This window comes from Brachybacterium sp. AOP29-B2-41 (assembly GCF_052378395.1).
In the GTDB taxonomy this organism is placed as follows: domain Bacteria; phylum Actinomycetota; class Actinomycetes; order Actinomycetales; family Dermabacteraceae; genus Brachybacterium.
Map to the genome: position 1 here is coordinate 146947 of NZ_JBQSXR010000001.1, position 20283 is coordinate 167229.

Annotated in this window: 20 protein-coding genes; 8 read left to right on the plus strand and 12 right to left on the minus strand. The window is 69.5% G+C overall.

The features are described 5' to 3' along the window. Positions 1-15: 15 nt before the first annotated feature. Positions 16-1020: an acyltransferase domain-containing protein gene (locus tag ACT3T9_RS00710; protein ID WP_442332312.1), complete on the plus strand. Its 1005-nt coding sequence runs from the start codon at positions 16-18 to the stop codon at positions 1018-1020. An 84-nt stretch (positions 1021-1104) separates the two neighbouring features. On the opposite strand, the gene ACT3T9_RS00715 is transcribed toward ACT3T9_RS00710, so the two are convergent. After that, positions 1105-1713: a TetR/AcrR family transcriptional regulator gene (locus ACT3T9_RS00715; protein ID WP_442332311.1), complete on the minus strand. Its 609-nt coding sequence runs from the start codon at positions 1711-1713 to the stop codon at positions 1105-1107. 174 nt (positions 1714-1887) lie between these two features. On the opposite strand from ACT3T9_RS00715, the gene ACT3T9_RS00720 reads away from it, so the two are divergent. Together ACT3T9_RS00720 and ACT3T9_RS00725 are read left to right on the plus strand one after the other, a co-directional pair. Next, positions 1888-3681, plus strand: coding sequence for an MDR family MFS transporter (locus tag ACT3T9_RS00720; protein WP_444605756.1), 1794 nt, complete (start codon positions 1888-1890; stop codon positions 3679-3681). Between the two features lie 51 nt (positions 3682-3732). Beyond that, on the plus strand, positions 3733-4827 hold the full coding sequence (locus ACT3T9_RS00725) for a GNAT family N-acetyltransferase (protein ID WP_441445784.1): 1095 nt from the start codon (positions 3733-3735) through the stop codon (positions 4825-4827). An 84-nt stretch (positions 4828-4911) separates the two neighbouring features. On the opposite strand, the gene ACT3T9_RS00730 is transcribed toward ACT3T9_RS00725, so the two are convergent. The 5 genes from ACT3T9_RS00730 to ACT3T9_RS00750 all read right to left on the minus strand — a co-directional run bounded on the left by ACT3T9_RS00730 (position 4912) and on the right by ACT3T9_RS00750 (position 10195). Beyond that, complete coding sequence (locus ACT3T9_RS00730) at positions 4912-5169, minus strand: hypothetical protein (RefSeq protein WP_444501700.1); 258 nt, start codon at positions 5167-5169, stop codon at positions 4912-4914. Continuing rightward, a complete protein-coding gene (locus tag ACT3T9_RS00735) occupies positions 5169-6737 on the minus strand; it encodes an MFS transporter (protein WP_442332310.1) in 1569 nt (522 codons plus the stop codon). The genes ACT3T9_RS00730 and ACT3T9_RS00735 overlap by 1 nt, the downstream gene beginning before the upstream one ends. Before the next feature lie 449 nt (positions 6738-7186). After that, entirely contained in the window at positions 7187-8776 is a 1590-nt protein-coding gene (gene guaA, locus ACT3T9_RS00740; protein ID WP_441443346.1) for a glutamine-hydrolyzing GMP synthase, read from the minus strand. Positions 8777-8890: 114 nt separating this feature from the next. Then, entirely contained in the window at positions 8891-9292 is a 402-nt protein-coding gene (locus tag ACT3T9_RS00745; RefSeq protein WP_444605757.1) for a DUF3817 domain-containing protein, read from the minus strand. Positions 9293-9295: 3 nt separating this feature from the next. After that, positions 9296-10195, minus strand: a complete 900-nt coding sequence (locus tag ACT3T9_RS00750) for an SURF1 family protein (RefSeq protein WP_444605758.1) — start codon at positions 10193-10195, stop codon at positions 9296-9298. A gap of 201 nt (positions 10196-10396) precedes the next feature. Here ACT3T9_RS00750 and pta point away from each other — a divergent pair, with 201 nt between their 5' ends. Both pta and ACT3T9_RS00760 read left to right on the plus strand, forming a co-directional pair. Next, a complete protein-coding gene (pta, locus tag ACT3T9_RS00755; RefSeq protein WP_441443351.1) occupies positions 10397-12493 on the plus strand; it encodes a phosphate acetyltransferase in 2097 nt (698 codons plus the stop codon). A 35-nt stretch (positions 12494-12528) separates the two neighbouring features. Then, positions 12529-13752 carry an acetate/propionate family kinase gene (locus ACT3T9_RS00760; RefSeq protein ID WP_441443352.1) on the plus strand — a complete coding sequence of 408 codons (1224 nt, stop codon included), beginning with the start codon at positions 12529-12531 and terminating at the stop codon, positions 13750-13752. 38 nt (positions 13753-13790) lie between these two features. Here the strand turns inward: ACT3T9_RS00760 and ACT3T9_RS00765 are convergent, their stop codons facing one another. Next, positions 13791-14573, minus strand: coding sequence for a hypothetical protein (locus ACT3T9_RS00765; RefSeq protein ID WP_441443353.1), 783 nt, complete (start codon positions 14571-14573; stop codon positions 13791-13793). Between the two features lie 114 nt (positions 14574-14687). Here ACT3T9_RS00765 and ACT3T9_RS00770 point away from each other — a divergent pair, with 114 nt between their 5' ends. Then, the gene (locus ACT3T9_RS00770) at positions 14688-15140 is read left to right on the plus strand and encodes a hypothetical protein (protein ID WP_441443354.1); all 453 of its coding nucleotides are present in this window, start codon (positions 14688-14690) and stop codon (positions 15138-15140) included. A gap of 17 nt (positions 15141-15157) precedes the next feature. Here the strand turns inward: ACT3T9_RS00770 and ACT3T9_RS00775 are convergent, their stop codons facing one another. The 3 genes from ACT3T9_RS00775 to ACT3T9_RS00785 are packed head-to-tail and all read right to left on the minus strand — an operon-like array spanning position 15158 to position 17674. Then, a complete protein-coding gene (locus tag ACT3T9_RS00775) occupies positions 15158-15688 on the minus strand; it encodes a hypothetical protein (protein WP_441443355.1) in 531 nt (176 codons plus the stop codon). Further along, positions 15685-16539, minus strand: coding sequence for a hypothetical protein (locus ACT3T9_RS00780; protein ID WP_441443356.1), 855 nt, complete (start codon positions 16537-16539; stop codon positions 15685-15687). Before ACT3T9_RS00780 ends, ACT3T9_RS00775 begins: the two co-directional genes overlap by 4 nt. Before the next feature lie 25 nt (positions 16540-16564). Continuing rightward, on the minus strand, positions 16565-17674 hold the full coding sequence (locus tag ACT3T9_RS00785; RefSeq protein ID WP_441443357.1) for a GuaB3 family IMP dehydrogenase-related protein: 1110 nt from the start codon (positions 17672-17674) through the stop codon (positions 16565-16567). A gap of 79 nt (positions 17675-17753) precedes the next feature. Here ACT3T9_RS00785 and ACT3T9_RS00790 point away from each other — a divergent pair, with 79 nt between their 5' ends. Then, on the plus strand, positions 17754-18365 hold the full coding sequence (locus ACT3T9_RS00790) for a hypothetical protein (RefSeq protein ID WP_441443358.1): 612 nt from the start codon (positions 17754-17756) through the stop codon (positions 18363-18365). Between the two features lie 47 nt (positions 18366-18412). On the opposite strand, the gene ACT3T9_RS00795 is transcribed toward ACT3T9_RS00790, so the two are convergent. Next, positions 18413-19129 (minus strand): exonuclease domain-containing protein, encoded by a 717-nt coding sequence (locus tag ACT3T9_RS00795; protein WP_441443359.1) that lies wholly within the window; start codon positions 19127-19129, stop codon positions 18413-18415. Positions 19130-19302: 173 nt separating this feature from the next. Between ACT3T9_RS00795 and ACT3T9_RS00800 the strand changes: the two genes are divergently transcribed. Continuing rightward, entirely contained in the window at positions 19303-19737 is a 435-nt protein-coding gene (locus tag ACT3T9_RS00800; protein WP_441443360.1) for a VOC family protein, read from the plus strand. 55 nt (positions 19738-19792) lie between these two features. Here ACT3T9_RS00800 and ACT3T9_RS00805 read toward each other — a convergent pair whose 3' ends face one another. Further along, positions 19793-20200 (minus strand): hypothetical protein, encoded by a 408-nt coding sequence (locus ACT3T9_RS00805; RefSeq protein ID WP_442331868.1) that lies wholly within the window; start codon positions 20198-20200, stop codon positions 19793-19795. Positions 20201-20283 lie beyond the last annotated feature (83 nt).

The following is a 20283-nucleotide window of genomic DNA, read 5'->3' on the forward strand; positions in this document are numbered from 1 at the left end:
CGCTACCGTGTGCGCATGACCGATCGCTGTGATGCCCAGTTCGAGGTCCTCGGCGATCCGCCGCGGGCCGTCCGCGCCACCGACGAGCTGCCACCGGCGGCTGTCGCCCAGATGCTGAGCGCTCCCTCGACGCCAGCACTGCTCGAGCGGCTGGGCATCACCGGCCAGGATCATGCCGAGCTCCGTGCTCTGATCGCCCCGGCCATGGCGGATCAGGAGATCCTGACGGAGGTCACCCGCACCGCGAACCTGCTGCGGGCGAGCGCGGGGCTCGAGCCGCCCGCGGCTGATCTCGGCTCTCTGGAGGAGCGCCACAACCTCCTGCAGCAGCGTCTCGCCCCCGGGGAGGGCCTGCTCTCGATCCTCGCGCTCGTGGTGAGCACGTCGACGGTGCGAGCCTGGCACCGAGAGCGCGGCCTGAGCGCCGAGCAGTCCTGGCACGTGCTCGCGGATCTCGGCCAGCAGATGCGGGTCCATCGCCGCAGCAGCGGAAGGCTGGGGCTGCACCAGCTGGCATGGATGGCGCTGAACTGGCGAGGGCGGCTGGTGCACCTGGGCCGCCTCCAGTTCGACCTGCATCGCGCCGAGAAGGGAACGGCGCAGGAGCGCTGGGTGATCGGTGCCCACATCCCCGCCACCGGGCCGCTGGATCCCGCCGCGGTCGATGAGTCCCTCGATCAGGCGACGGCATATTTCACCACCCACTACGCCGATCTCGACACCGCGCGCCCGTCGGAGGCGGCGCCCTTCGGCCATGAGTTCCTCTGCGACTCCTGGCTGGTGAACCCGCTGCTCACCGAGGAGCTCGGCGCGAACTCGAACCTCGGTGCTTTCGCGGGCCGCTGGGAGCGGCTCTCCTATGAGCGCTCCGACGACGGTGCGGCCTTCTTCGTGTTCGGCGAACGCCCGCCCTATGAGGTCACCGCCCTGCCACGCCGCACACGGCTCGAGCGCCTGGTCGCCGAGCGGCTGGCGGACGGCCGCGGCTGGGAGAGCGGGCACGGGCGCCTGGTGCGGTGAGACCCGGCGCGTGACGCCTCGCGCATGACGCCCGGTGCGTGACGCGTTGATGCGTTGACGCGCGAGACTCGGCTCTCTCCGCGGTCAGAAGGGCCCGTCGGCCGCGTCGTAGCGGTCCAGCACTTCGTCGAAGGCTGTCCCCAGATCGATCCCGCGCGACATCGAGACGGCGAAAGCGGTACGGGTGACGGCGAAGCCGATCTGCACGGCGAGCATCGCCCGCTCCTGGGCGTCCTCCCCCTCGAGGACCGCCGCGAGCGCCTCGACCATCTCGGTCTGCACCAGGTGCAGGTTGCCGGTGGAGAGGGAATGCAGCCGCGGCTCCTTGGCCATGACCTGCTTCTTCAGCTCTCGCAGCCCGGCATCGATGGGCGCGGAGGAGATCGCCTCGCGCATCACCGTGCGCAGCGCCTGCTGCGGCCCCTGCTCCTCAGCCAGATGGCGCAGCCGCTCCGCGATCTCGTCGTCCCCGGCGCTGAGAACCCCGATGATCGCGGATTCCTTCGTGGACCAATGATTGAAGAAGGTCCGGGTGGAGACCCCGGCACGATGGGCGATCGCTTCGACGGTGACCCCGCCGAGCCCGTGCTCGCTCACCAGCTCGAGGGCGGCACGGTGCATGGCGATGCGGGATTGGCGCTTCTTCAGCTCGCGCAGTCCCAGGCCCTGATCGGTATCGGTCAACTCGTTCACCGGACCATCGTAGGTCCGACAGATCACAAAATCTGCACTCAGTGAAATAGTGCATTGACTGCAACAGTTGGATAGGGTGTTCCCGTCGAGGCCCAGTGACGCGCTACGACCATCGGACGCCCGCCGGCGCCCTCTCCATCATTCCGTCAGCACATCACTGTCCCGAGGAGCTCAATGAGCACAGCACCCGCCACCACGCCGCCCTCCGGCCCGAGCACCGCCCCCGTTTTCACGGGCCTGGACCGACAGGGCAAGCTCGTCTTCGTCGGCCTCATGCTCGGCATGTTCGTCGCGTCCCTCTCGCAGACGATCGTCGGCCCCGCGATGCCCCGCATCGTCGGCGAGCTCGGCGGCATCGAGCACTACAGCTGGATCGCGACCGCCGCAATGCTGGTGTCGGCCGTGTCCGTGCCGGTCGTCGGCAAGCTCTCCGACCTCTACGGCCGCCGCTGGTTCTACCTGGGCGGCCTGGCCGTGTTCATGGTCGGCTCGGCCCTCGCCGGCATGGCGGAGGGCTTCTGGTTCCTGGTCTTCGCCCGCGCCGTGCAGGGCCTGGGCATGGGCACCCTGATGCCGCTGAGCCAGACGATCATCGGCGACATCATCCCGCCCCGTCAGCGTGGCAAGTACCAGGGCATCATGGGCGCCGTCTTCGGCGTGACCTCGATCGCGGGGCCGCTCATCGGAGGCGTCGTCACCGACCATCTGGGCTGGCGCTGGCTGTTCTACCTGACCCTCCCGATCGGGATCGCCGCCTTCGTCTTCATCATGAAGTTCCTGCACCTGGAGAAGGCCGATCAGCACGGCAAGATCGACTACTGGGGCATCGTCACCCTCACGCCGGGCCTGGTCATCGCGCTGCTCGCGACCACCTGGGGCGGTGGCGACTTCGCCTGGACCTCCCCCGTGATCCTGGGCATGTATGCGATCGCCGCCGCCTTCCTCATCGCCTTCGTGATCATCGAGACGAAGGTCGAGGAGCCGCTGCTGCCGATGCAGCTGCTGCTGCGGCCGATCGTGGCCCTGTCGGTCGCGGCCTCCTTCGCGATCGCCGTGGCGATGTTCGGCGCGATCATCTACATCCCGGTCTATGCACAGGGCGTCATGGGCGTCTCCGCGACCGCCTCCGGCATGATCCTGATCCCCCAGTCCGTCGCGATGATCCTCACCTCGATCATCGTGGGCCTGCTGATCTCGAAGACCGGCCGCTACCGTCCGTTCCTCATCGTCGGCGGCATCATCATGGTGATCGGCTACGTCCTGCTGGTCGCCCTCGAGTACGGCGACACCCAGTGGCACCTCACCCTCGCCATGATCGTGATCGGTCTGGGACTCGGCCTGTCGATGCAGGTGTACACGCTGATCGTGCAGAACGCCGTGGCACGTCGCGAGCTCGGCACCGCCACCGCCGCGATCCAGTTCTTCCGCAACATCGGCTCGACCGTGGGCATCGCGGTGCTGGGCACCGTGATGACCGCCTCCATGTCCACCTCGATCACCGAGCAGATCGCAGCGCTGCCCGCAGAGGACCTCGCCGCCCTGCAGGCCTCCGGCGGCGCGGACGTCTCCGGCCTCGAGAACGCGGCGCTGGATCCCTCCGCGCTCTCGGAGCTGCCCGAGATCCTCGTGGAGCCGATCCGCATGGGCATGGGCGAGGCGATGCACATGGTGTTCCTCACCGCCGTGCCCTTCGCAGTGATAGCGCTGGTGCTCTCACTGTTCATCAAGCACGTGCCGCTGCGCGAGACCGTCGAGTCCGCGGACGAGTTCGCCTCCCAGCCGGGTGCCGACGCGGCCGCCGAGCTCGGCGGCACAGGCACCGAGCCGCAGGACTCGCACCCGCGCACCGGGCCGATCCCCGTGATCGATCCGGAGCAGCTCGAGGCTGCGGAAGCGGGCGAGCTTGGCGATGGCGGCGCCGCCTCTTCCGCCCAGGACCGGGAGTCGGTCACGGCCGACGAGCGCTGAGCGAAGCACCGCGCTCCGCGGCCCCAGGCCGAATCGTGAAAAGATGGACGGATGCTGCTGACCGATCACTTCCCGCCCACGATGCCCGCAGCCCTGGAGGGTCGACTGACCACCCGGGTGCCGATCGAGGCCGATGTTCCTGCAGTCGTCGCGCTGGTCACCGCGGACATCCGTCGCCACACCCCGGGTGGGGTGGCCGACGAGGCGGGGATGCGCTCGCGCATGGTGGGGCTGAAGTCCTGGGCGCGCCGCGAGGTCGTGGTGGTGCCCGTCGCCGCTGATGGATCCCCCTCGCTCGATAAGGACCCGCTCGCCTGGGTGGCTCTGGAGGACCGCGCCACCGGCCGCACCAACGTCCAGTTCGTGATCGCCGAGGACGCCCCCGAACGGGACGCCCTGGCCGCCGCGCTGCTGGACTGGGCGGTCGAGGTGGGCGGGTCCTTCGCCCGAGCACGCGGGGTGGAGCGCACACAGCTCGACGCCGACGCGAACGAACTGGACACCGACCGCGGGCGGCTCCTCACCGCTGCGGGCTACTCGATGGTGCGCACCTGGTTGCATATGCGACGCCCCGTGGACCCCGCCGAGCTGCCCGGACTTCCCGCGCCACGAGAGGGCACTCGGGTGAGGAAGGTCCACCGCCACGAATCCGGCCTGCCTGTCGCGCAGGACGTGCGCACCGTGCACCGGATGCTCGAGGAGTCCTTCGCGGACCACTTCAACTCCTACCGGGAGTCCTTCGCCGAGTTCGTCCAGCGACTCATCGAGAACCCCGAGGAGGCGGGATGGGACCACTGGTGGATCGCCGAGATCGACCGCGGCGGGGTCTGGTTGCCTGCTGGCGGCCTGGTCGCCGCTGTGATCCCGGCGACCGAGACCCTGGGCGAGGGCACCTACCTGGAGTACCTGGGAGTGCACCGCTCCGCCCGCGGCCACGGCATCGCGAAAGCACTGCTGAACGCCTCGATCCAGGACGCCGTCGAGCGTGGACGCACCCACGTGGACCTCGAGGTCGACGACGACTCCCCCACCGGCGCCGACGGCCTCTACGTCGCGATGGGCTGGGAGACCTACGAGCGCACCCAGTCCTGGCACTCCTCCGCGCCCGCTCATCCTTCCCGCCTGCTCGAGCCGCCGACGGCCTGAGAGGGACGCCGATGATCAGTCTGAGGCGGACGCCGACTGACTGAGGCGGATTCCGACAATCGGTCTACGTCGGACGCCGACGATTCAGCCCTCGGGCCCGCCCCGGCGGCGCAGCCATTGCCAGATCCGCAGCGGGAACATGCCGAGCAGGGGGGCGTTCTTCCCGAGCCCGTCGTCGCCGCGCCGGTCGAAGGCCGCCGCAAACCGCTCCGCCTCCGCCGCGGTGGAGTAGGTCTTCTCGCCGCCACCCTCCGCGCAGCCGCGCTCGCACTCCCAACGCATGGTGCGCCCCTCGGCGCGGAACGCTGGGCGATGGCCGAAGACCAGGCACCCCACCGGCATCAGGTGCGCTCCCGGCCCGGGCCCGGGCCGGAGGAGCCGCCGGTGTCATCGCCGTTTACACCATCGCCCTGCGCACTATCGGCCTGCGCGCCATCGCCCTCCGCGCCGGGGGCCTCCGCATCGTCGGCGTCCTGGACGGTGAGCGGGGTGGCGAGGTCCTCGAGCTTCTGGCCCTCGGCCTTGACCCCGAAGAGCAGCTCGGCAACGCCGCCCAGTGCCATCACCACCGCGGCGACGAGGAAGCCGATCGCCACGGGCGCACGCTCTCCGGTCGCGATGAGGGTGCCGAAGAGCAGCGGACCGGCGATGCCACCGACCGCGGTGCCGACTGCATAGAAGAAGGCGATCGCGAGCGCCCGCGTCTCCATCGGGAAGATCTCGCTCACCGTCAGATAGGCAGCGCTGGCCCCGGAAGACGCCAGGAAGAAGGTGATCACCAACAGGATCATGAACGCGGTGAGCCCGCCGGCCTCGCTGAGGAACACCCAGGCCAGCGGCAGCGTCACCAGGGCGCTGCCGAGATAGGCCAGGGTGATCATGGGCTTGCGGCCCACGGAGTCGAAGAAGTGGCCCAGGATCACCGGACCGGCGAAGTTCGACAGCGCCCAGAAGATGATGAACAGCGGGGCGAGGGCCGCCCCGACGCCGTAGAAGGAGGAGAGCAGAACGCCCAGGTTGAAGGTGATGCCGTTGTAGAGGAACGCCTGCCCGACGAACAGGGCCAGGCAGAGCACCGAGCGCTTCGGGTACTTCCGGAACGCGACGGCGGCGATCTCCCGGAACGGGATGCTGGTGCGCTGGCGGATGGTGAGGGAGTCCTCTGCCGGGGGCAGCTCGGTGCCCTTCTCCTCCTCGATCGACTCCTCGATCCCGCGGACGATCCGCTCGGCCTCACCCTCCTGGCCGTGGATGAACAGCCAGCGAGGGCTCTCCGGCACGTGACGGCGCACCATGAGCACGGCGATGCCGAGCACGGCGCCGAAGCCGAAGGCCAGACGCCAGCCCAGATCCATGGGGAAGAACGCTGTGCTCAGCAGCACGAGCGCCAGCGCAGAGCCCGCTGCCGAGCCCAGCCAGTAGCTGCCGTTGATGATCAGATCGACCCGCCCGCGCACCCGGGCAGGGATCAGCTCGTCGATAGCGGAGTTGATGGCCGCGTACTCCCCGCCGATGCCGGCGCCGGTGAGGAAGCGGCAGAGGAAGAAGAACCAGGGTGAGAAGGAGAACGCCGTGGCGACAGTCGCGACGAGGTAGAGCACGAGCGTCCAGAGGAAGAGCTTCTTGCGGCCCAGCCGATCGGTGAGCTGGCCGAAGAAGAGCGCACCGAGGCACGCACCGACGATGTAGATGGCGCCCGCGATACCGATCTGGGCGGCGGAGATGTCCAGCCCGCTGCCGTCCTCGGTGAGTCGGGCGGCGACATTGCCGACCATCGTCACCTCGAGACCGTCGAGGATCCAGACGCTGCCCAGGCCGATCACCACTCGCCAGTGGAAGCGGGACCAGGGCAGTCGGTCGAGTCGCGAAGGCACCCGCGTCGTGATGGTGCCGGTCTCGGCGTTCGACATCGGTCCCCCTCCTCCCCCTCAAGACGCCACGGAAGCCGACGAGTGCAGCCCCTCAGCGACGTGTGGGGGAATTTAACCCCTCTCCACCCGGCGCGGCAAGGAACCTCCCCGCCGATCGGTCGGGAACCGGAGTTCACTCCTCCCGGGTCAGTCAGTGCTCTGGGTCGGCGCCTTCTGCGCACAGTCCGGCTTCTGCACCTCGGTCTCCGCAGCGGTGCCATGCTTCCGGCTGCAGAATCGGTGATTTCCACAGCGCGCCGCTGCGTCACGCACGATCGAGTCGTGAGTTCCGCGCACCATGACGCTTCTTACGGCGCACTTCTCACGACTCGATGGGCAGAACTCACGTTGAGACCCAGCAGCACCCGTGCCCGGGCAGAGCAGCGCCCCGCGGCGCGGTCCGGGAGGACGCGCGGCGGGGCGCTGCTGCGGCTGCTGTCAGCGGGAGCTCACTCCCACTCGATGGTGCCCGGGGGCTTGGAGGTGATGTCGAGGGTGACGCGGTTGATCTCGCTGACCTCGTTGGTGATGCGGCTGGAGATCCGCGAGAGCACCTCGTAAGGGACCTTGGCCCAGTCGGCCGTCATCGCGTCGTCGCTGGTGACGGGGCGCAGCACGACCGGGTGGCCGTAGGTGCGGCCGTCGCCCTGGACGCCCACGGAGCGCACGTCCGCCAGCAGCACCACGGGGCACTGCCAGATGGTGCGGTCCAGGCCCGCGGCGGTCAGCTCGGCGCGGGCGATCGCGTCGGCCTTGCGCAGGATGTCGAGCCGCTCCTTGGTGACCTCGCCGATGATGCGGATCCCCAGCCCCGGTCCGGGGAAGGGCTGGCGCCAGACGATCTCGTCGGGCAGGCCCAGCTCAGAGCCGACGGCGCGCACCTCGTCCTTGAACAGGGCGCGCAGCGGCTCGACCAGTTCGAAGGAGAGGTCCTCGGGGAGGCCGCCCACGTTGTGGTGGCTCTTGATGTTCGCCGCGCCCTCTCCGCCGCCGGATTCGACGACGTCCGGGTAGAGCGTGCCCTGGACGAGGAACGCAGTGGCTTCGGCGTGGTCACCCTCGACGACGCCCTGCTCGCGCAGGATGTCCGCCTGGGCCTGCTCGAAGGTGCGGATGAATTCGCGGCCGATGATCTTGCGCTTGGTCTCGGGGTCGGTGACCCCGGCGAGGGCGGTGAGGAACTGCTCCTCGGCGTCGACCATGACGAGCTTCGCACCGCCGGTGGAGTCACCGAAGGCCTGCTCGATCTGCTCGGACTCGTCCTGGCGCATGAGGCCGTGGTTCACGTACACGCAGGTGAGGCGATCACCGATGGCGCGCTGCACCAGCGCTGCAGCCACGGCGGAGTCCACGCCGCCGGAGAGTCCGCAGATCGCGGAGCCCTCGCCCACCTGGGCGCGGATCCGTTCGAGCTGCTCCTCGATCACGTTCCCGGTGGTCCAGGCCGGCTCGATGCCAGCGCCGCGGTGCAGGAAGTTCTCGAGCACCTCCTGGCCGCGGTCGGAGTGGCCCACTTCGGGGTGCCACTGCACGCCGTAGAGCTGCTTCTCGGTGTTCTCGAAGGCGGCGACGGGGCTGCCGGAGGAGGTCGCGACGACCTCGAAGCCAGATGGGGCGGCAGTGACGGAGTCGCCGTGGCTCATCCACACGTTCTGCTCGAGGTCCTGGGAGCTGAGCAGCTGCGACGTGCCGTCGATGCTCTCCAGGCGGGTCGCGCCGTACTCCCGCACGCCCGTCGGCGCGACGGTCCCGTCGAGCGCCGCGGCCATGGACTGAAAGCCGTAGCAGAGCCCGAGCACGGGCACGCCAGCTTCGAGCAGAGCCGGGTCCAGGCGCGGGGCGCCCTCGGCGTAGACGGAGCTGGGCCCGCCGGAGAGGATGATCGCGCGGGGCTGCTTGGCGAGGATCTTCTCGGTGGGCATCGAATGCGGGACCACCTCGGAGTAGACCCGGGCCTCGCGCACGCGGCGGGCGATGAGCTGTGCGTACTGGGCGCCGAAGTCGACGACGAGGACGGGGCGCTGGTCGGTGTCGTTCACCCGGCCGAGTCTACGTGGGAGGCCCCGCGCGAGGTGGCGTGGTCCGCCTCCTGGCGGCACGATCCTCATCACGCCCGGGCGCTGCCGGGCCTCACCAGGAGCACGAGCCTCGCCTCAGGCGCGGGCCTCGTCCTGCAGGGTGGGTCGGCGCGCGAGGTCGGACTCGACCTTCTGGTGGGTCCAGCGCTCACCGAAGAAGGACAGCACCGGGATGATGCCGAAGAACATCAGCAGCAGCATCCGCGGCATGCCCCAGCGCATCTTCATCCACAGGTCGAAGCCGAGGACCACGTAGATCATGTAGATCAGGCCATGGATCGGGGACCACACGGAGGAGACCTGGTCCCAGAACGGAGAGACCGAGGTGAAGAGGCCGTCGCCGCCGTAGACCCCGTAGCGCATCGACATGATCGCGACCAGCACCAGCAGGGCGATGCCCTCCACGATGGAGGCCACGCGGAAGCGGGCGAAGGAGGTCCTGGCGGCGACTTCGTCGAGGGGGCGGGGAGCGGGCACGGGTCACACGTCCTTGTCAGGGGTCGGGGTGGGGGTCGGGATGGGGGTCGGGGTGGGGGTCGGGGTGGTCGTCGAGCCGACGGCCGAAGCGGAGGAGAGCTCGGGGGTCGAGCGCTCGATCGAGGCGTTCTCGGCGAGGATCTGCTCCATGGCCTCACGGCGATCTGCGATCTCGTCGAGATGGGCGGCTCTCACCGAGCGCCACCACAGGTAGAGGAAGAAGACACCGAACATGACCCACTGGAGTGAGTAGCCCAGGTTCTGCCAGTCCAGGCCGCGGGAGAACTCGGACTCTGCGGCAGGGACGGGGCGCAGTCCTCCCGCAGGTTCATCGAGCGAGACGTAGCCGGCGAACATCGGCGAGCCCCATTCGTTGACCAGCAGCGGGGTCGCGATCTCACTGGCCACTCCGTCGACCACTCCACCGGAGGCGGCTTCGCTGGCTTCGAGCCGGCCAGAGATCTCGACCTCGCCCTGCGGGGCTGCGGGAGCGAGCGACGGATCGATCTGGCCATCCTCAGCGGTGAGCTCCGCGGCGGGGATCCAGCCGCGCAGCACCGGGAGCCGCCCCTGGCTGCCGTCCTCGAGCTCGATGAGCAGCGAGGTGACCACGAGCACCGCCTCGGTACCGCCGATGTTCCGGCCCGGGACGATCACCTGCTCCCCCGGCGCATAGGTGCCGACAGCGGTGACGGTGTCTCCCACGATCGAGTTGGTGACTGCTTCGCCCACCCCGACCACGCCGCGGATGTCACCGAGCTGCTCGGAGCCGGCGGCCTTATCGGTGATCGCCTGATGCGCGCGGTCCCATTGCCAGGTCGCCAGCAGACCGCACACCACGGTCGCCACCACCATCAGGGCGAGCAGCCCCAGGAAGCGGGGGCGGAGGGCGACACGGAGCATGAGGTCCATGGTACGAGCCGCCGCCCGGACGGACCCTGGGCAGCGACGCCTCTCACACCGCGTCGTGCAGGGCGCCCTCCCCCGCCCGTCTGCGGACTTCGCGCCCCACCCGTCTGCGGACTTCCAGGTCCGTGCCCTTACCCCGTGCCCGGGCCCGGAACAGGTACCACCAGTCCCGCACTCTGCGGAGGTGCCGCGCCTATGCTGGGGAGCGTGTCCCAGAGTGTCTATATCGCCAGCCCGGAGGGGATGACCGGCAAGTCGATGGTGGCTTTCGGTCTTCTAGAAGCCCTCGCCTCCCGTTCCGACCGCGTCGGGGTGTTCCGTCCCGTCGTCAAGGCCGACCGCACGCGCGACTACGCCGTCGACCTCCTCACCAGCCATCCCGCCGTCGAGCAGAGCTATGAGGATGCGATCGGGGTGGATCACCAACTGGTGATCTCCGATCCCGATCTCGCGCATGAGCGGATCCTCGCCCGCCACCGCGAGCTCGCCGAGCGCTTCTCGGTGCTGGTGGTCCTCGGCTCCGACTATGACGACCTCGCCAATCCCACCGAGCTCGCCTTCAACGCCGAGGTCGCCGCCAATATGGGCGCGCCCGTGGTGGTCGTGCTGTCCGGGCTGGACCGCAGCCCTGACCAGATCGCGGCGCTGGCGGCGGTGTCCGTCAGCGAGTTCGGCGGCCATCACGCGCTGCCGATCGCCGTGGTCGTCAACCGCGCGGAGGTCGATTCCCTGGATGCGATCCATCAGGCGGTCACGGCGAAGGTCCCAGACGCCCTGGTCGCAGCGATCCCGGAGAACCCGGTGATCATGGCCGTCACGGTGCAGGAGCTGAAGGATGCCATCAACGGCACCCTCCTGCAGGGCAATCCGGAGTGGCTGGACCGCGTCGCGATCGGCACCGTGATCGCAGCGATGAGCCTTCCGAACGTGCTCTCCCGCCTCACCGAGAACTGCACCGTGATCGCTCCCGGCGACCGCTACGACCTTCTCCCGGGCCTAGTGATGGCGCAGCAGTCCGGCACCTTCCCGGCCCTCTCCTCGATCGTGCTGACCGGTGGCTATGACGTCCCCGAGGAGGTGGGACGGCTGATCTCCGGCGTGCAGCAGGACCTCCCGATCATCGCCACCGACCTGTCCACCTTCGACACTGCGGTGGCGGTCGCGAAGTCGCGCGGCAGGCTCGACGTCCACAGCCCGCAGAAGATGGATGCGGCACGTCGCGCGGTCGCCGAACACCTGCCGATCCCCGAGCTGCTCAACTCCCTCGAGGTGACCAGGAGCGAGGTCGTCACCCCGATGATGTTCGAGTTCGAGCTGCTCGCCCGCGCCCGCGGGGAGAAGAAGACGATCGTGCTTCCCGAGGGTGATGAGCCCAGGATCATCGCCGCCGCCGAGGCGCTGCTCGCCCGGGGCGTCGCCGACCTGATCCTGCTGGGCGATGAGAACACGATCCGCGCGAAGTCCGCGCAGCTCGGCCATGACATCTCCGAGGCCCGGATCGTCTCCCCTCACGACCATGAGCACGTCGAGAGGTACGCCGCGGAGTACGCGCGACTGCGCGCCAAGAAGGGCGTCACCCTGGAGCAGGCTCGCGAGAAGGTCCAGGACGTCTCCTACTTCGGCACCATGATGGTGCAGATGGGTGAGGCCGACGGGATGGTCTCCGGCGCCGCCCATTCCACGGCCCACACCATCCGGCCCTCCTTCGAGATCATCAAGACCAAGCCCGGGGCGAAGATCGTCTCCTCGGTGTTCCTGATGGCGCTCGAGGACCGTGTGCTCGTCTACGGCGACTGCGCTGTGAACCCCGACCCCACTGCGGAGCAGCTGGCGGATATCGCCGTGCAGTCCGCCGCGACCGCCGAGCAGTTCGGGGTGGAGCCGCGGATCGCGATGCTCTCCTACTCCACCGGCACCTCGGGCACCGGCGCCGATGTCGACAAGGTGCGCGAGGCCACCACCCTGGTGCGCGACAGCAACCCGGAGCTCGATGTCGAGGGACCGATCCAGTACGACGCGGCCGTCGATGCCTCTGTCGCCAAGACCAAGCTCCCGGATTCCTCGGTGGCGGGGCGGGCGACGGTGTTCGTTTTCCCCGACCTCAACACCGGCAACAACACCTACAAGGCGGTGCAGCGCTCCGCCGGGGCGATCGCGATCGGCCCGGTCCTGCAGGGCCTGAACAAGCCGGTCAACGACCTCTCCCGCGGGGCACTGGTGGACGACATCATCAACACCGTCGTGATCACCGCGATCCAGGCGCAGGCCGACTCCGCCGCCCCCGTGCACTGACCTCCCACCCTCCAGCGATCAGGAGCTCCTCTGCCATGGCAGCACCCACGGACCCACGCGTCCTCGTCATCAATTCCGGCTCGTCGTCCCTGAAGTTCCAGCTGCTGTCCCCCGCCGACGGCACGGTCGATGCGACCGGCATCGTCGAGCGGGTCGGGCAGGAGCAGGGCAATGCGACGATCACCGCGGGCGAGCGGGAATCCACCTTCGAGGGACCCGTGCCGGACCACAAGCAGGCGATGAAGATCGTCCAGCACCTCTTCGAGGACGTGGGTCTGTCGCTCTCCGATGACCGGATCCGCGCCGTCGGCCACCGGGTGGTCCAGGGCGGTGCCCGCTACTCCGAGCCGGTCCTGATCGACGAGCACGTGCGCTGGGACATCCACGATCTCGGGAAGCTCGCACCCTTGCACAACTACGCGGCTGTCGACGGGATCGACGGGGCCCAGGCCCTGCTGCCGGAGGTGCCGCACGTGGCCGTCTTCGACACCGCGTTCTTCACCGCGCTGCCCGCCGCGGCGGCGAACTACGCGCTGAACCGTGAGCTGGCCACGCAGTACCGGGTGCGGCGCTATGGCGCGCACGGGACCAGCCACCAGTACGTCGCCGAGACCGTCGCCTCCGATCTGGCCGCGCAGGGGCATGACGTCTCTGAGCTGCGTCAGGTCGTGCTGCACCTGGGCAACGGCGCCTCGGCCTCCGCGGTGCGGGGCGGCGCGGCGGTGGAGACCTCTATGGGGCTCACCCCGCTCGAGGGCCTGGTGATGGGGACCCGCACCGGTGATATCGATCCGTCGATCTACATCCACCTGCATCGTCAGGCCGGGCTCAGCGCGGAGGAGATCGACGACATCCTCAACAAGCGCTCCGGGATGATGGGCATGTGCGGGATGAGCGACTTCCGTGACATCACGGCGGCGGTCGACGCGGGCGACGAGGCCGCGACCCTCGCGATGGACGTGTACGTGCATCGCCTGCGCAAGTACCTCGGCTCGTACTCCTTCGTGCTGGGCGGGCTCGATATCATCGCCTTCACCGCCGGGATCGGCGAGAACGTGCCGATGGTCCGCGAACGGCTGCTCACCGGGCTCGAGAGCTTCGGCATCGAGCTGGATCTCGAGGCGAACGCTGCCCGCAGCAAGGAGATGCGCGTGATCTCGACACCGAACTCGAAGGTCACAGTGATGATCGTGCCGACCGACGAGGAGCTGTCGATCGCACGTCAGTCGGCAGAGGTGGCGCGCGCCCTGCAGGGCTGAACCCCGGGTTCGCGCGGCGGTTCCACGCGACAACCGCGTCAGGAGCGCTGGCCCTCCTCGGGCCCCGGCTCCTGCGCGTCCTCGTCCGGGTCCGTCTCCGGCTCCTCCCGCTGCGGGTCTACCTGCTTCGCGCCGCCCAGGATCGACGTCCCGCTGGTGTACAGCGAGGTCGGGGTGTAGCCGGTGTAGACCGAGGTCGGGGTGTAGACGGAGGCGGAGTACGCCGGCGTGAACGGCTCCGCGGCGCGGCGTGGCTCAGCGACGTCGGACCCGACGGGCTCGGCGCTGAGGGGTTCGGCACTGAAAGGCTCGACACCGAAAGACTCGGCAGCGAAAGACTCGGCCTCTGCAGGCTCGATCCCTGCAGGCCCGACCCCGTCCGGCTCGATCCCCGCGCGCCCGGTTTCGGAGCGACCGGTCTCGACCTCCGCGTCCGTTCCCCGGTCCGGAGCGCTATCGGGCTCATGCGAGGCGTTCGGCTCCGTCCGTGACATCTCGGTCATCACCGGCACGTCGTCGGGCGCTGACGCAGAGCCATCCGTGGGAGCCGCCAGCGTGTCGTCATCGTCGTACTCGAGGCCCGCGTACCGGATCGTGGGCGGCGCCTGGCGGTCCTGCGACAGTCGCAGCGCCTCGTCGAGGCTCTTGGGCTGCGGTGCCTGCGGGCGCGGACGCATCCGGGGGCGCGACGACGTCCTCGCGTCATCCCCGCCTCCCCACAGCGACGATCCCGACGAGTCGTCCTTGCCTCGCTGCTTCATGGCGAACTGCACCACGAAGATCACGCCGATCACGATGATGAACAGGAACTCCATGGCCATGCCCCTTCCCCGGGTACCCCTGCAGACCGCCATTGTGCCAGGCGCCGCCATCGCCGCAGCCACTCCCTCAGAGGCCCGCGCCTCACGTATCTTGATCGCGAGCGGCCACGGATCATGAGCGGCTACGTCGCGGCCCTCGTCGCCGTCGGCGTTGCCCCGCTGACCGCCGCGCCCGTATCCTTCGGCGCGACGACGGGCACGATCCAGGCATCGTCGTCATTCCGCTATTACGTGTACGTCCCGTCCTTTGATGCAGCCTCCTCCGCCGCCTGCACCGTCACCGGTGGGGACGGAGTGACCTGGACGGCGGAGCAGATCGACCTGCCGGCGAAGATCGTCGACACCGAGTACACCCAGATCGGCACCGTCTCCGTCACCGCAGATCAGCAGGTCACGCTGAGCTGCACAGGAGTCGCCGACGTCGCCGTGGCGGCTCTGGGGATGCGGGGAACGGTGCTCGCATTCAGCATCCTGCTCGTGAGCGCGCTGGCCCTGCTGGGCGGGGGCATCGTCGCTCGAAGACGGTCCCGCGGCCCGGAAAGGTCCTCGCGCCACGAGTGGTTCTGACCTCACCCGCGCCGCAGTCAGCTGAACGGTCGCTCGGCCCTTCGCTGCGCCGCCTCGAGGCAGGCGATCGCCCAGCTCTGGTGGTCATGGATCAGCTCGTCACGCCATGGGATGTCGAGCGCCTCGGCCAGCTCCCAACGATGTTCGGTCCCCATCTGCCGAAAGCTCATGGCCGGGATCTCGAGCTGATCGTCCCCGACACCCCGCTGCTCCTCCCGCGCGGAGGGCGAGGAGGTCTTCGCAGGGTCGTCACCGGGAGGGGTTGCGGAAGGCCGCCGGGTACCGCCGGTCAGCGATCTCAGCACGACCGGAACCCAGATGAGGATCAGCAGCACCAGGGCCAGTGGGAGCACCCCGGTGGAGGGGGCGAGCATCCAGGGCAGCAGGAACTCCAGCTGTGACCAGCTCAGGCTCCACGGCGACATCGGCCAGTAGATCACCAGGGCAATCACGACCGCGGCCAGGAGCGTCACCGGGATATCGCGGGCCCGGTGCCCGCGACGGCGCGGGCCTCCCCGCTGCTGGTCCTGCTCAGAGGGAAGCGTCATCCCTGCCCCTCCTCATCGAGATCCTCTTCTGCGTCTCCGTCCCACGTCGACGAGCGGTACAGCGTGGTGGGGGTGTACACGGAGCCGGGGCTGCTCGAAGACTCCTCGGCCGACGGTCGTTCCGCAGTGCCGGCAGCGGAGGCGACCGCAGTGTCAGAGGTGTCTGCAGCCACGAAAGCCGCGACAGTCGTGTCAGCAGGTTCAACGGCGGTATCCGGACTGGAGGCTCCGACCCTCGCGTCCTCGGCGCGGTGAACGCCGACCGGGCCGGTGCCCAGTGCACGCAGCACCTCGAGGAACGCGCGCGCTCCTCCGCTGGTCTCGTAGTCGGTGCGCCACGGGATCCTGGCCGCGCGAGCCATCGCGCGCAGGTCCGAGACGCTGCGCTCGATCATCACGGCATCGGGATCCTCCGGATCCTGGATGCTGCCGTCATCGGAGAAGGTGAGGGAGGTGCTCCGCTCGGTGATGCTGACGCGGGCTGCCCCCGCGTCGCTGCGGGGCCCCGCATCGCGATGGTGCTCACCGGACGCTCCTGCGGTCCCGCCGCGCCGGCGCTCCCGTGCCGCGCCCCAGGGCAGCAGCATGAGGATCATGCCGAGCACGACGGTGGTGGAGAGGAAGAACCAGTTCCACAGCAGGTCGGAGAGGATGCGCGGACCTCTGCCGTCCAGCAGCATCAGCAATCGGTGTCTGATCGCCTCCCCCGGCGTTCCGGTGTACGGGTAGAACGGTCCGAACAGGAGCAGCAGGCAGATGCCCGTGGCGAGCGCACCACAGAGGAGGACGGCCCACGGAGGGAGACCGCGGCGCGCCCCGGCATCGCGACGTCTGCCCGTGCTCTCGCTCATCGCAGCATCGCTGCCGCCGCCTGACTCACGCGGTGGTCACGACCTCGACCCGCTGGAACTCTTTGAGCTCGAGGTAGCCCGTGGTGGCCATGGCGTGGCGCAGGGCGCCCACGAGGTTCGTGCTGCCGTCGGCGGCGGTCGAGGGACCGAAGAGGATCTGTTCGAGCGGGGCTGCGGTGCCCACCGGGACCCGGTGCCCGCGGGTGAGCGTCGGGTGATGCGCCTCGCTGCCCCAGTGGTGGCCGCGTCCCGGAGCCTCCTCGGCGCGCGCGAGCGCGGCACCGACCATCAGCCCGTCGGCGCCGCAGGCGATCGCCTTGACCAGGTCGCCGGAACGTCCCAGGCCGCCGTCGGCGATCACGTGCACATACCGGCCACCGGACTCATCCATGTAGTCCCGGCGGGCTGCGGCGACGTCGGCCACCGCGCTCGCGAGCGGCACCGTGATGCCGAGGGTCTCCTGGGTGGTCTGGGACGCGCCGCCGCCGAACCCGACCAGCACTCCGGCCGCGCCCGTGCGCATGAGATGCAGGGCTGCCGTGTACGTGGCGCAACCGCCCACGATCACCGGGACGTCGAGCTCGTAGATGAAGCGCTTGAGGTTCAGCGGCTCACGATCGGAGGAGACGTGCTCCGCAGAGACGGTGGTGCCGCGGATGAAGAAGATGTCCACGCCCGCATCGACGACGGTCTTCCAGTGCTCCTGGGTGCGCTGCGGCGACAGCGCGCCGGCGGCGGTCACTCCCGCGTCGCGCAGCTGCTGGATGCGGTCCCGGATCAGCTCGGGCTTGACGGGCTCGGAGTAGACCGAGCGCATCTCCGCGACGACGTCCTCGTCCGCGGCGGTGGCGATGCGGTCGAACTGCGCGGTGGGGTCCTCGTAGCGGGTCCACAGACCCTCGAGGTCGAGCACGCCCAGACCGCCGAGCCTGCCCAGCTCGATCGCGGTCTCGGGGGACATCAAGGAGTCCATGGGGGCGGCGAAGATGGGGATGTCGAAGTGGTAGGCATCCACCTGCCAGGACGTGGAGACGTCCTCCGGGTCACGGGTTCGACGGGACGGGACCACCGCCACGTCGTCGAAGCTGTAGCTGCGGCGTCCCCGCTTGTTGCGGCCGATCTCGATCTCGCTCATCACATCGGGGAGTCTACCGTCGGGACGCACCACCGCTGTCCTCAGGGCGCGCGGGCGGGTCGCGGGCTACCGTGACCGGATGAGCTCCGAGCACCGTCCCGGCCTCGATCCCGAGCACGGGGATGCCGGATCCCCTCCCTCTTTCCCACGGCTGGATGCCGAGGGAATGCTCGCCCGGTCCGATGCGGCGGATGCCGACGACTCCGCCCGGCGCGACAAGGGACCGTCGCTGCTGCTGCCGGGCCTGGTCACGCTGCTCGGTCTCGCTCTTCTCTCCCAGCAGCTGGTGGAGCTGATCCGGATGGCTCCTGCCGAGGGGCAGGTGAGGCCGATGAACGGCCCGGTGCTGGCCGCCGCTCTCGCCCTGGTCGGCTTCTCTCTGACCCGTCTGCTGCAGCTGCTGGGCTTCATCACCGTCCGACGCCGCCGCGAAGCGGCGGGTGGGACGCTGCGCGAAGTGCCCTGGCAGCTGGAGGATGCGCACTCGCTGCACGCGGTGTGGGTGATCGGGGTGGGAGCATCGATCGCGCTGATGGGACTGCTCGGACTGTGGTCCCTGCTGGACGGCCGCCCCTCAGGTCTCGAACCCGGGTGGCCGCTGCTGCTCGCCGGCGGCGCGGTCGCTCTCGTCGGCCGCGTGGCCTGGCTACGCACCACCGCCGGCTGGGCGGAATCCGCCGAGGAGTCATGACCATGACGCTTCGGCGCTGAAGATGTCGAGGCCGTCGAGTCCCGCTGTCAGAGGGGCCAGACGGTGTTGACGTCCGGGGTCTTGCCCTTCTTGGTCAGCCATTCGTTCATGCCCTCCGCCCAGCGGCGGTGCCAGCCCATCTGCTCCCGGTGCAGCTCCTCGAGCGAGGAGGCGCCGAGCTTCGGGTACTTGCCCGTGAGGGCCCGCAGCACGTCCAGGGTGGCGGAGACGTCGACGTCGGCCGTGTGGAGGCGGCCGTCCTGCTCGAGCCCGTAGAGCGCGAGCACGTCGGTGAGCGTGCGCTTGCCCTTGCGGTAGCGGTCCACGCCGCGATCCAGGACGAGCGCATCGAGCACCGGGGCGATGTCATGCCCGAGTCGCTGGCTGAGCGTGGGCAGGCCCAGACGGGTCAGCTCGTTCTCGAGGATCGCGAGGTCGAAGCTGATGTTGAAGGCGACCAGCGGCACGTCCCGGCGCAGCGCGTCGGCGATCATCTCGGCGACCTCGTCGAGCGCCTCCGCGGCCTTCATGCCATGGGCGCGAGCGTGCTCGGTGCTGATCCCGTGCACCCGCTGCGCGGGCTCGGGAATGTCCATCTCAGGATCGATCAGCCAGGTCGCGACGGTCTCGTTCTCCCGGCCCGGACCCACGGAGTGCACCAGGGCGACGGTGACGATCCTGTCGGTCGCCACATTCGTGCCGGTGGTCTCGGTGTCGAAACCCAGCAGGGGTCGGTCCGTCCAGGTCAGGGTGCTCGCGCTCATGCACACAGCCTAGGCATCGGCGCAGACATCCGTTAATCACGGCTGTGGATGACTTCACCTTGGGGAGGGACGGTGAGTGCCGCACGGCGATGGACCCCAGCGCGCCCAGGCGTCTACCCTCGTCCCCACAGCGATCCCGGACCCGATCCGGTCGCGTGACCGAGGGGACCCTCATGCCCGCACCGGCTCTGTACCTCCACCTGCCCGGCACCGCGCAGGGCGCACTGGACTTCTACCACGCGGTCTTCGGCGGCGAGATCGAGGTGCACACCTTCGCGCAGTTCGAACGCACGGACGGTCCGGCTGCGTCGATCGCCCACGGTGTGCTGCGCGGGCCGGTGGACCTGTATGTCTCCGATACCGGAGAGCAGGACCGGCCGTTCCACGCCGAAGGGCTGATGGTCGCGCTGCTCGGCCATGCCGAGCCGACCACCCTGCGCACCTGGTTCGCCGCCCTCGCCGAGGGCGGGGAGGTCGTCGATCCGCTCCAGCGCCGTCCTTGGGGAGCCTCCGACGGGCAGGTCCGGGACCGCTTCGGGGTGCTGTGGCTGATCGGCTATGAGCACGCGAGCGATCCGTCGGCCCAGGCGGCGACCACCCAGGAGTGAGTCGGCGCCGAACGCCGGCGCAGGCCAGCACAGACCAGCACACCAGCACACCAGCTCAGAGCAGCGCGATCCCCGCTCCCATGGCCGCGAGCAGAACGGCGAGGGTGAGGACCGGTGCGAGGACCGCGAGGACGATCGCAGAGATCGCCCGCGCCCGTCCGCTCCCGGCGCGGAGGCCGAGCACGGCCAGCACGATCCCGGCGAGCCCCGCGACGGTCCAGATCAGCAGAGAGGCGAAGCCCACGAGGACCGCGACCTGATACCAGAGGGGCGTGTCGGTGAAGTAGTAGCCGGACGCCGCTTCCATGGGCGCCACCGAGGCCCCGACCGCACCCATCGCAACGATGCCTCCGATCAGGGCGAGGAGCGAGAGCCCGAGCGCCCAGGATGACGCCCGGGCCGATTTCTCGGGAGCGTCGGAGGACGGTACAGCGGGGAATGCGGGGATGTTGTACGAGGTCATGCCCACAATCCTAGGAACCGTCCCCCGCGCTCTGCCACGGTGACCTCCTCCGGCCGCGCAGGGGGATACCCCCCTGCCCCGGC

Coding starts and splice junctions, on each gene's coding strand:
- ACT3T9_RS00710 (WP_442332312.1), top strand. CDS start 16: ATGACCGATCGCTGTGATGCCCAGTTCGAGGTCCTCGGCGATCCGCCG.
- ACT3T9_RS00720 (WP_444605756.1), top strand. CDS start 1,888: ATGAGCACAGCACCCGCCACCACGCCGCCCTCCGGCCCGAGCACCGCC.
- ACT3T9_RS00725 (WP_441445784.1), top strand. CDS start 3,733: ATGCTGCTGACCGATCACTTCCCGCCCACGATGCCCGCAGCCCTGGAG.
- ACT3T9_RS00730 (WP_444501700.1), bottom strand. CDS start 5,169: ATGCCGGTGGGGTGCCTGGTCTTCGGCCATCGCCCAGCGTTCCGCGCC.
- ACT3T9_RS00735 (WP_442332310.1), bottom strand. CDS start 6,737: ATGTCGAACGCCGAGACCGGCACCATCACGACGCGGGTGCCTTCGCGA.
- ACT3T9_RS00750 (WP_444605758.1), bottom strand. CDS start 10,195: ATGCTCCGTGTCGCCCTCCGCCCCCGCTTCCTGGGGCTGCTCGCCCTG.
- pta (WP_441443351.1), top strand. CDS start 10,397: ATGCTGGGGAGCGTGTCCCAGAGTGTCTATATCGCCAGCCCGGAGGGG.
- ACT3T9_RS00760 (WP_441443352.1), top strand. CDS start 12,529: ATGGCAGCACCCACGGACCCACGCGTCCTCGTCATCAATTCCGGCTCG.
- ACT3T9_RS00765 (WP_441443353.1), bottom strand. CDS start 14,573: ATGGCCATGGAGTTCCTGTTCATCATCGTGATCGGCGTGATCTTCGTG.
- ACT3T9_RS00770 (WP_441443354.1), top strand. CDS start 14,688: ATGAGCGGCTACGTCGCGGCCCTCGTCGCCGTCGGCGTTGCCCCGCTG.
- ACT3T9_RS00775 (WP_441443355.1), bottom strand. CDS start 15,688: ATGACGCTTCCCTCTGAGCAGGACCAGCAGCGGGGAGGCCCGCGCCGT.
- ACT3T9_RS00780 (WP_441443356.1), bottom strand. CDS start 16,539: ATGAGCGAGAGCACGGGCAGACGTCGCGATGCCGGGGCGCGCCGCGGT.
- ACT3T9_RS00785 (WP_441443357.1), bottom strand. CDS start 17,674: ATGAGCGAGATCGAGATCGGCCGCAACAAGCGGGGACGCCGCAGCTAC.
- ACT3T9_RS00790 (WP_441443358.1), top strand. CDS start 17,754: ATGAGCTCCGAGCACCGTCCCGGCCTCGATCCCGAGCACGGGGATGCC.
- ACT3T9_RS00795 (WP_441443359.1), bottom strand. CDS start 19,129: ATGAGCGCGAGCACCCTGACCTGGACGGACCGACCCCTGCTGGGTTTC.
- ACT3T9_RS00800 (WP_441443360.1), top strand. CDS start 19,303: ATGCCCGCACCGGCTCTGTACCTCCACCTGCCCGGCACCGCGCAGGGC.
- ACT3T9_RS00805 (WP_442331868.1), bottom strand. CDS start 20,200: ATGACCTCGTACAACATCCCCGCATTCCCCGCTGTACCGTCCTCCGAC.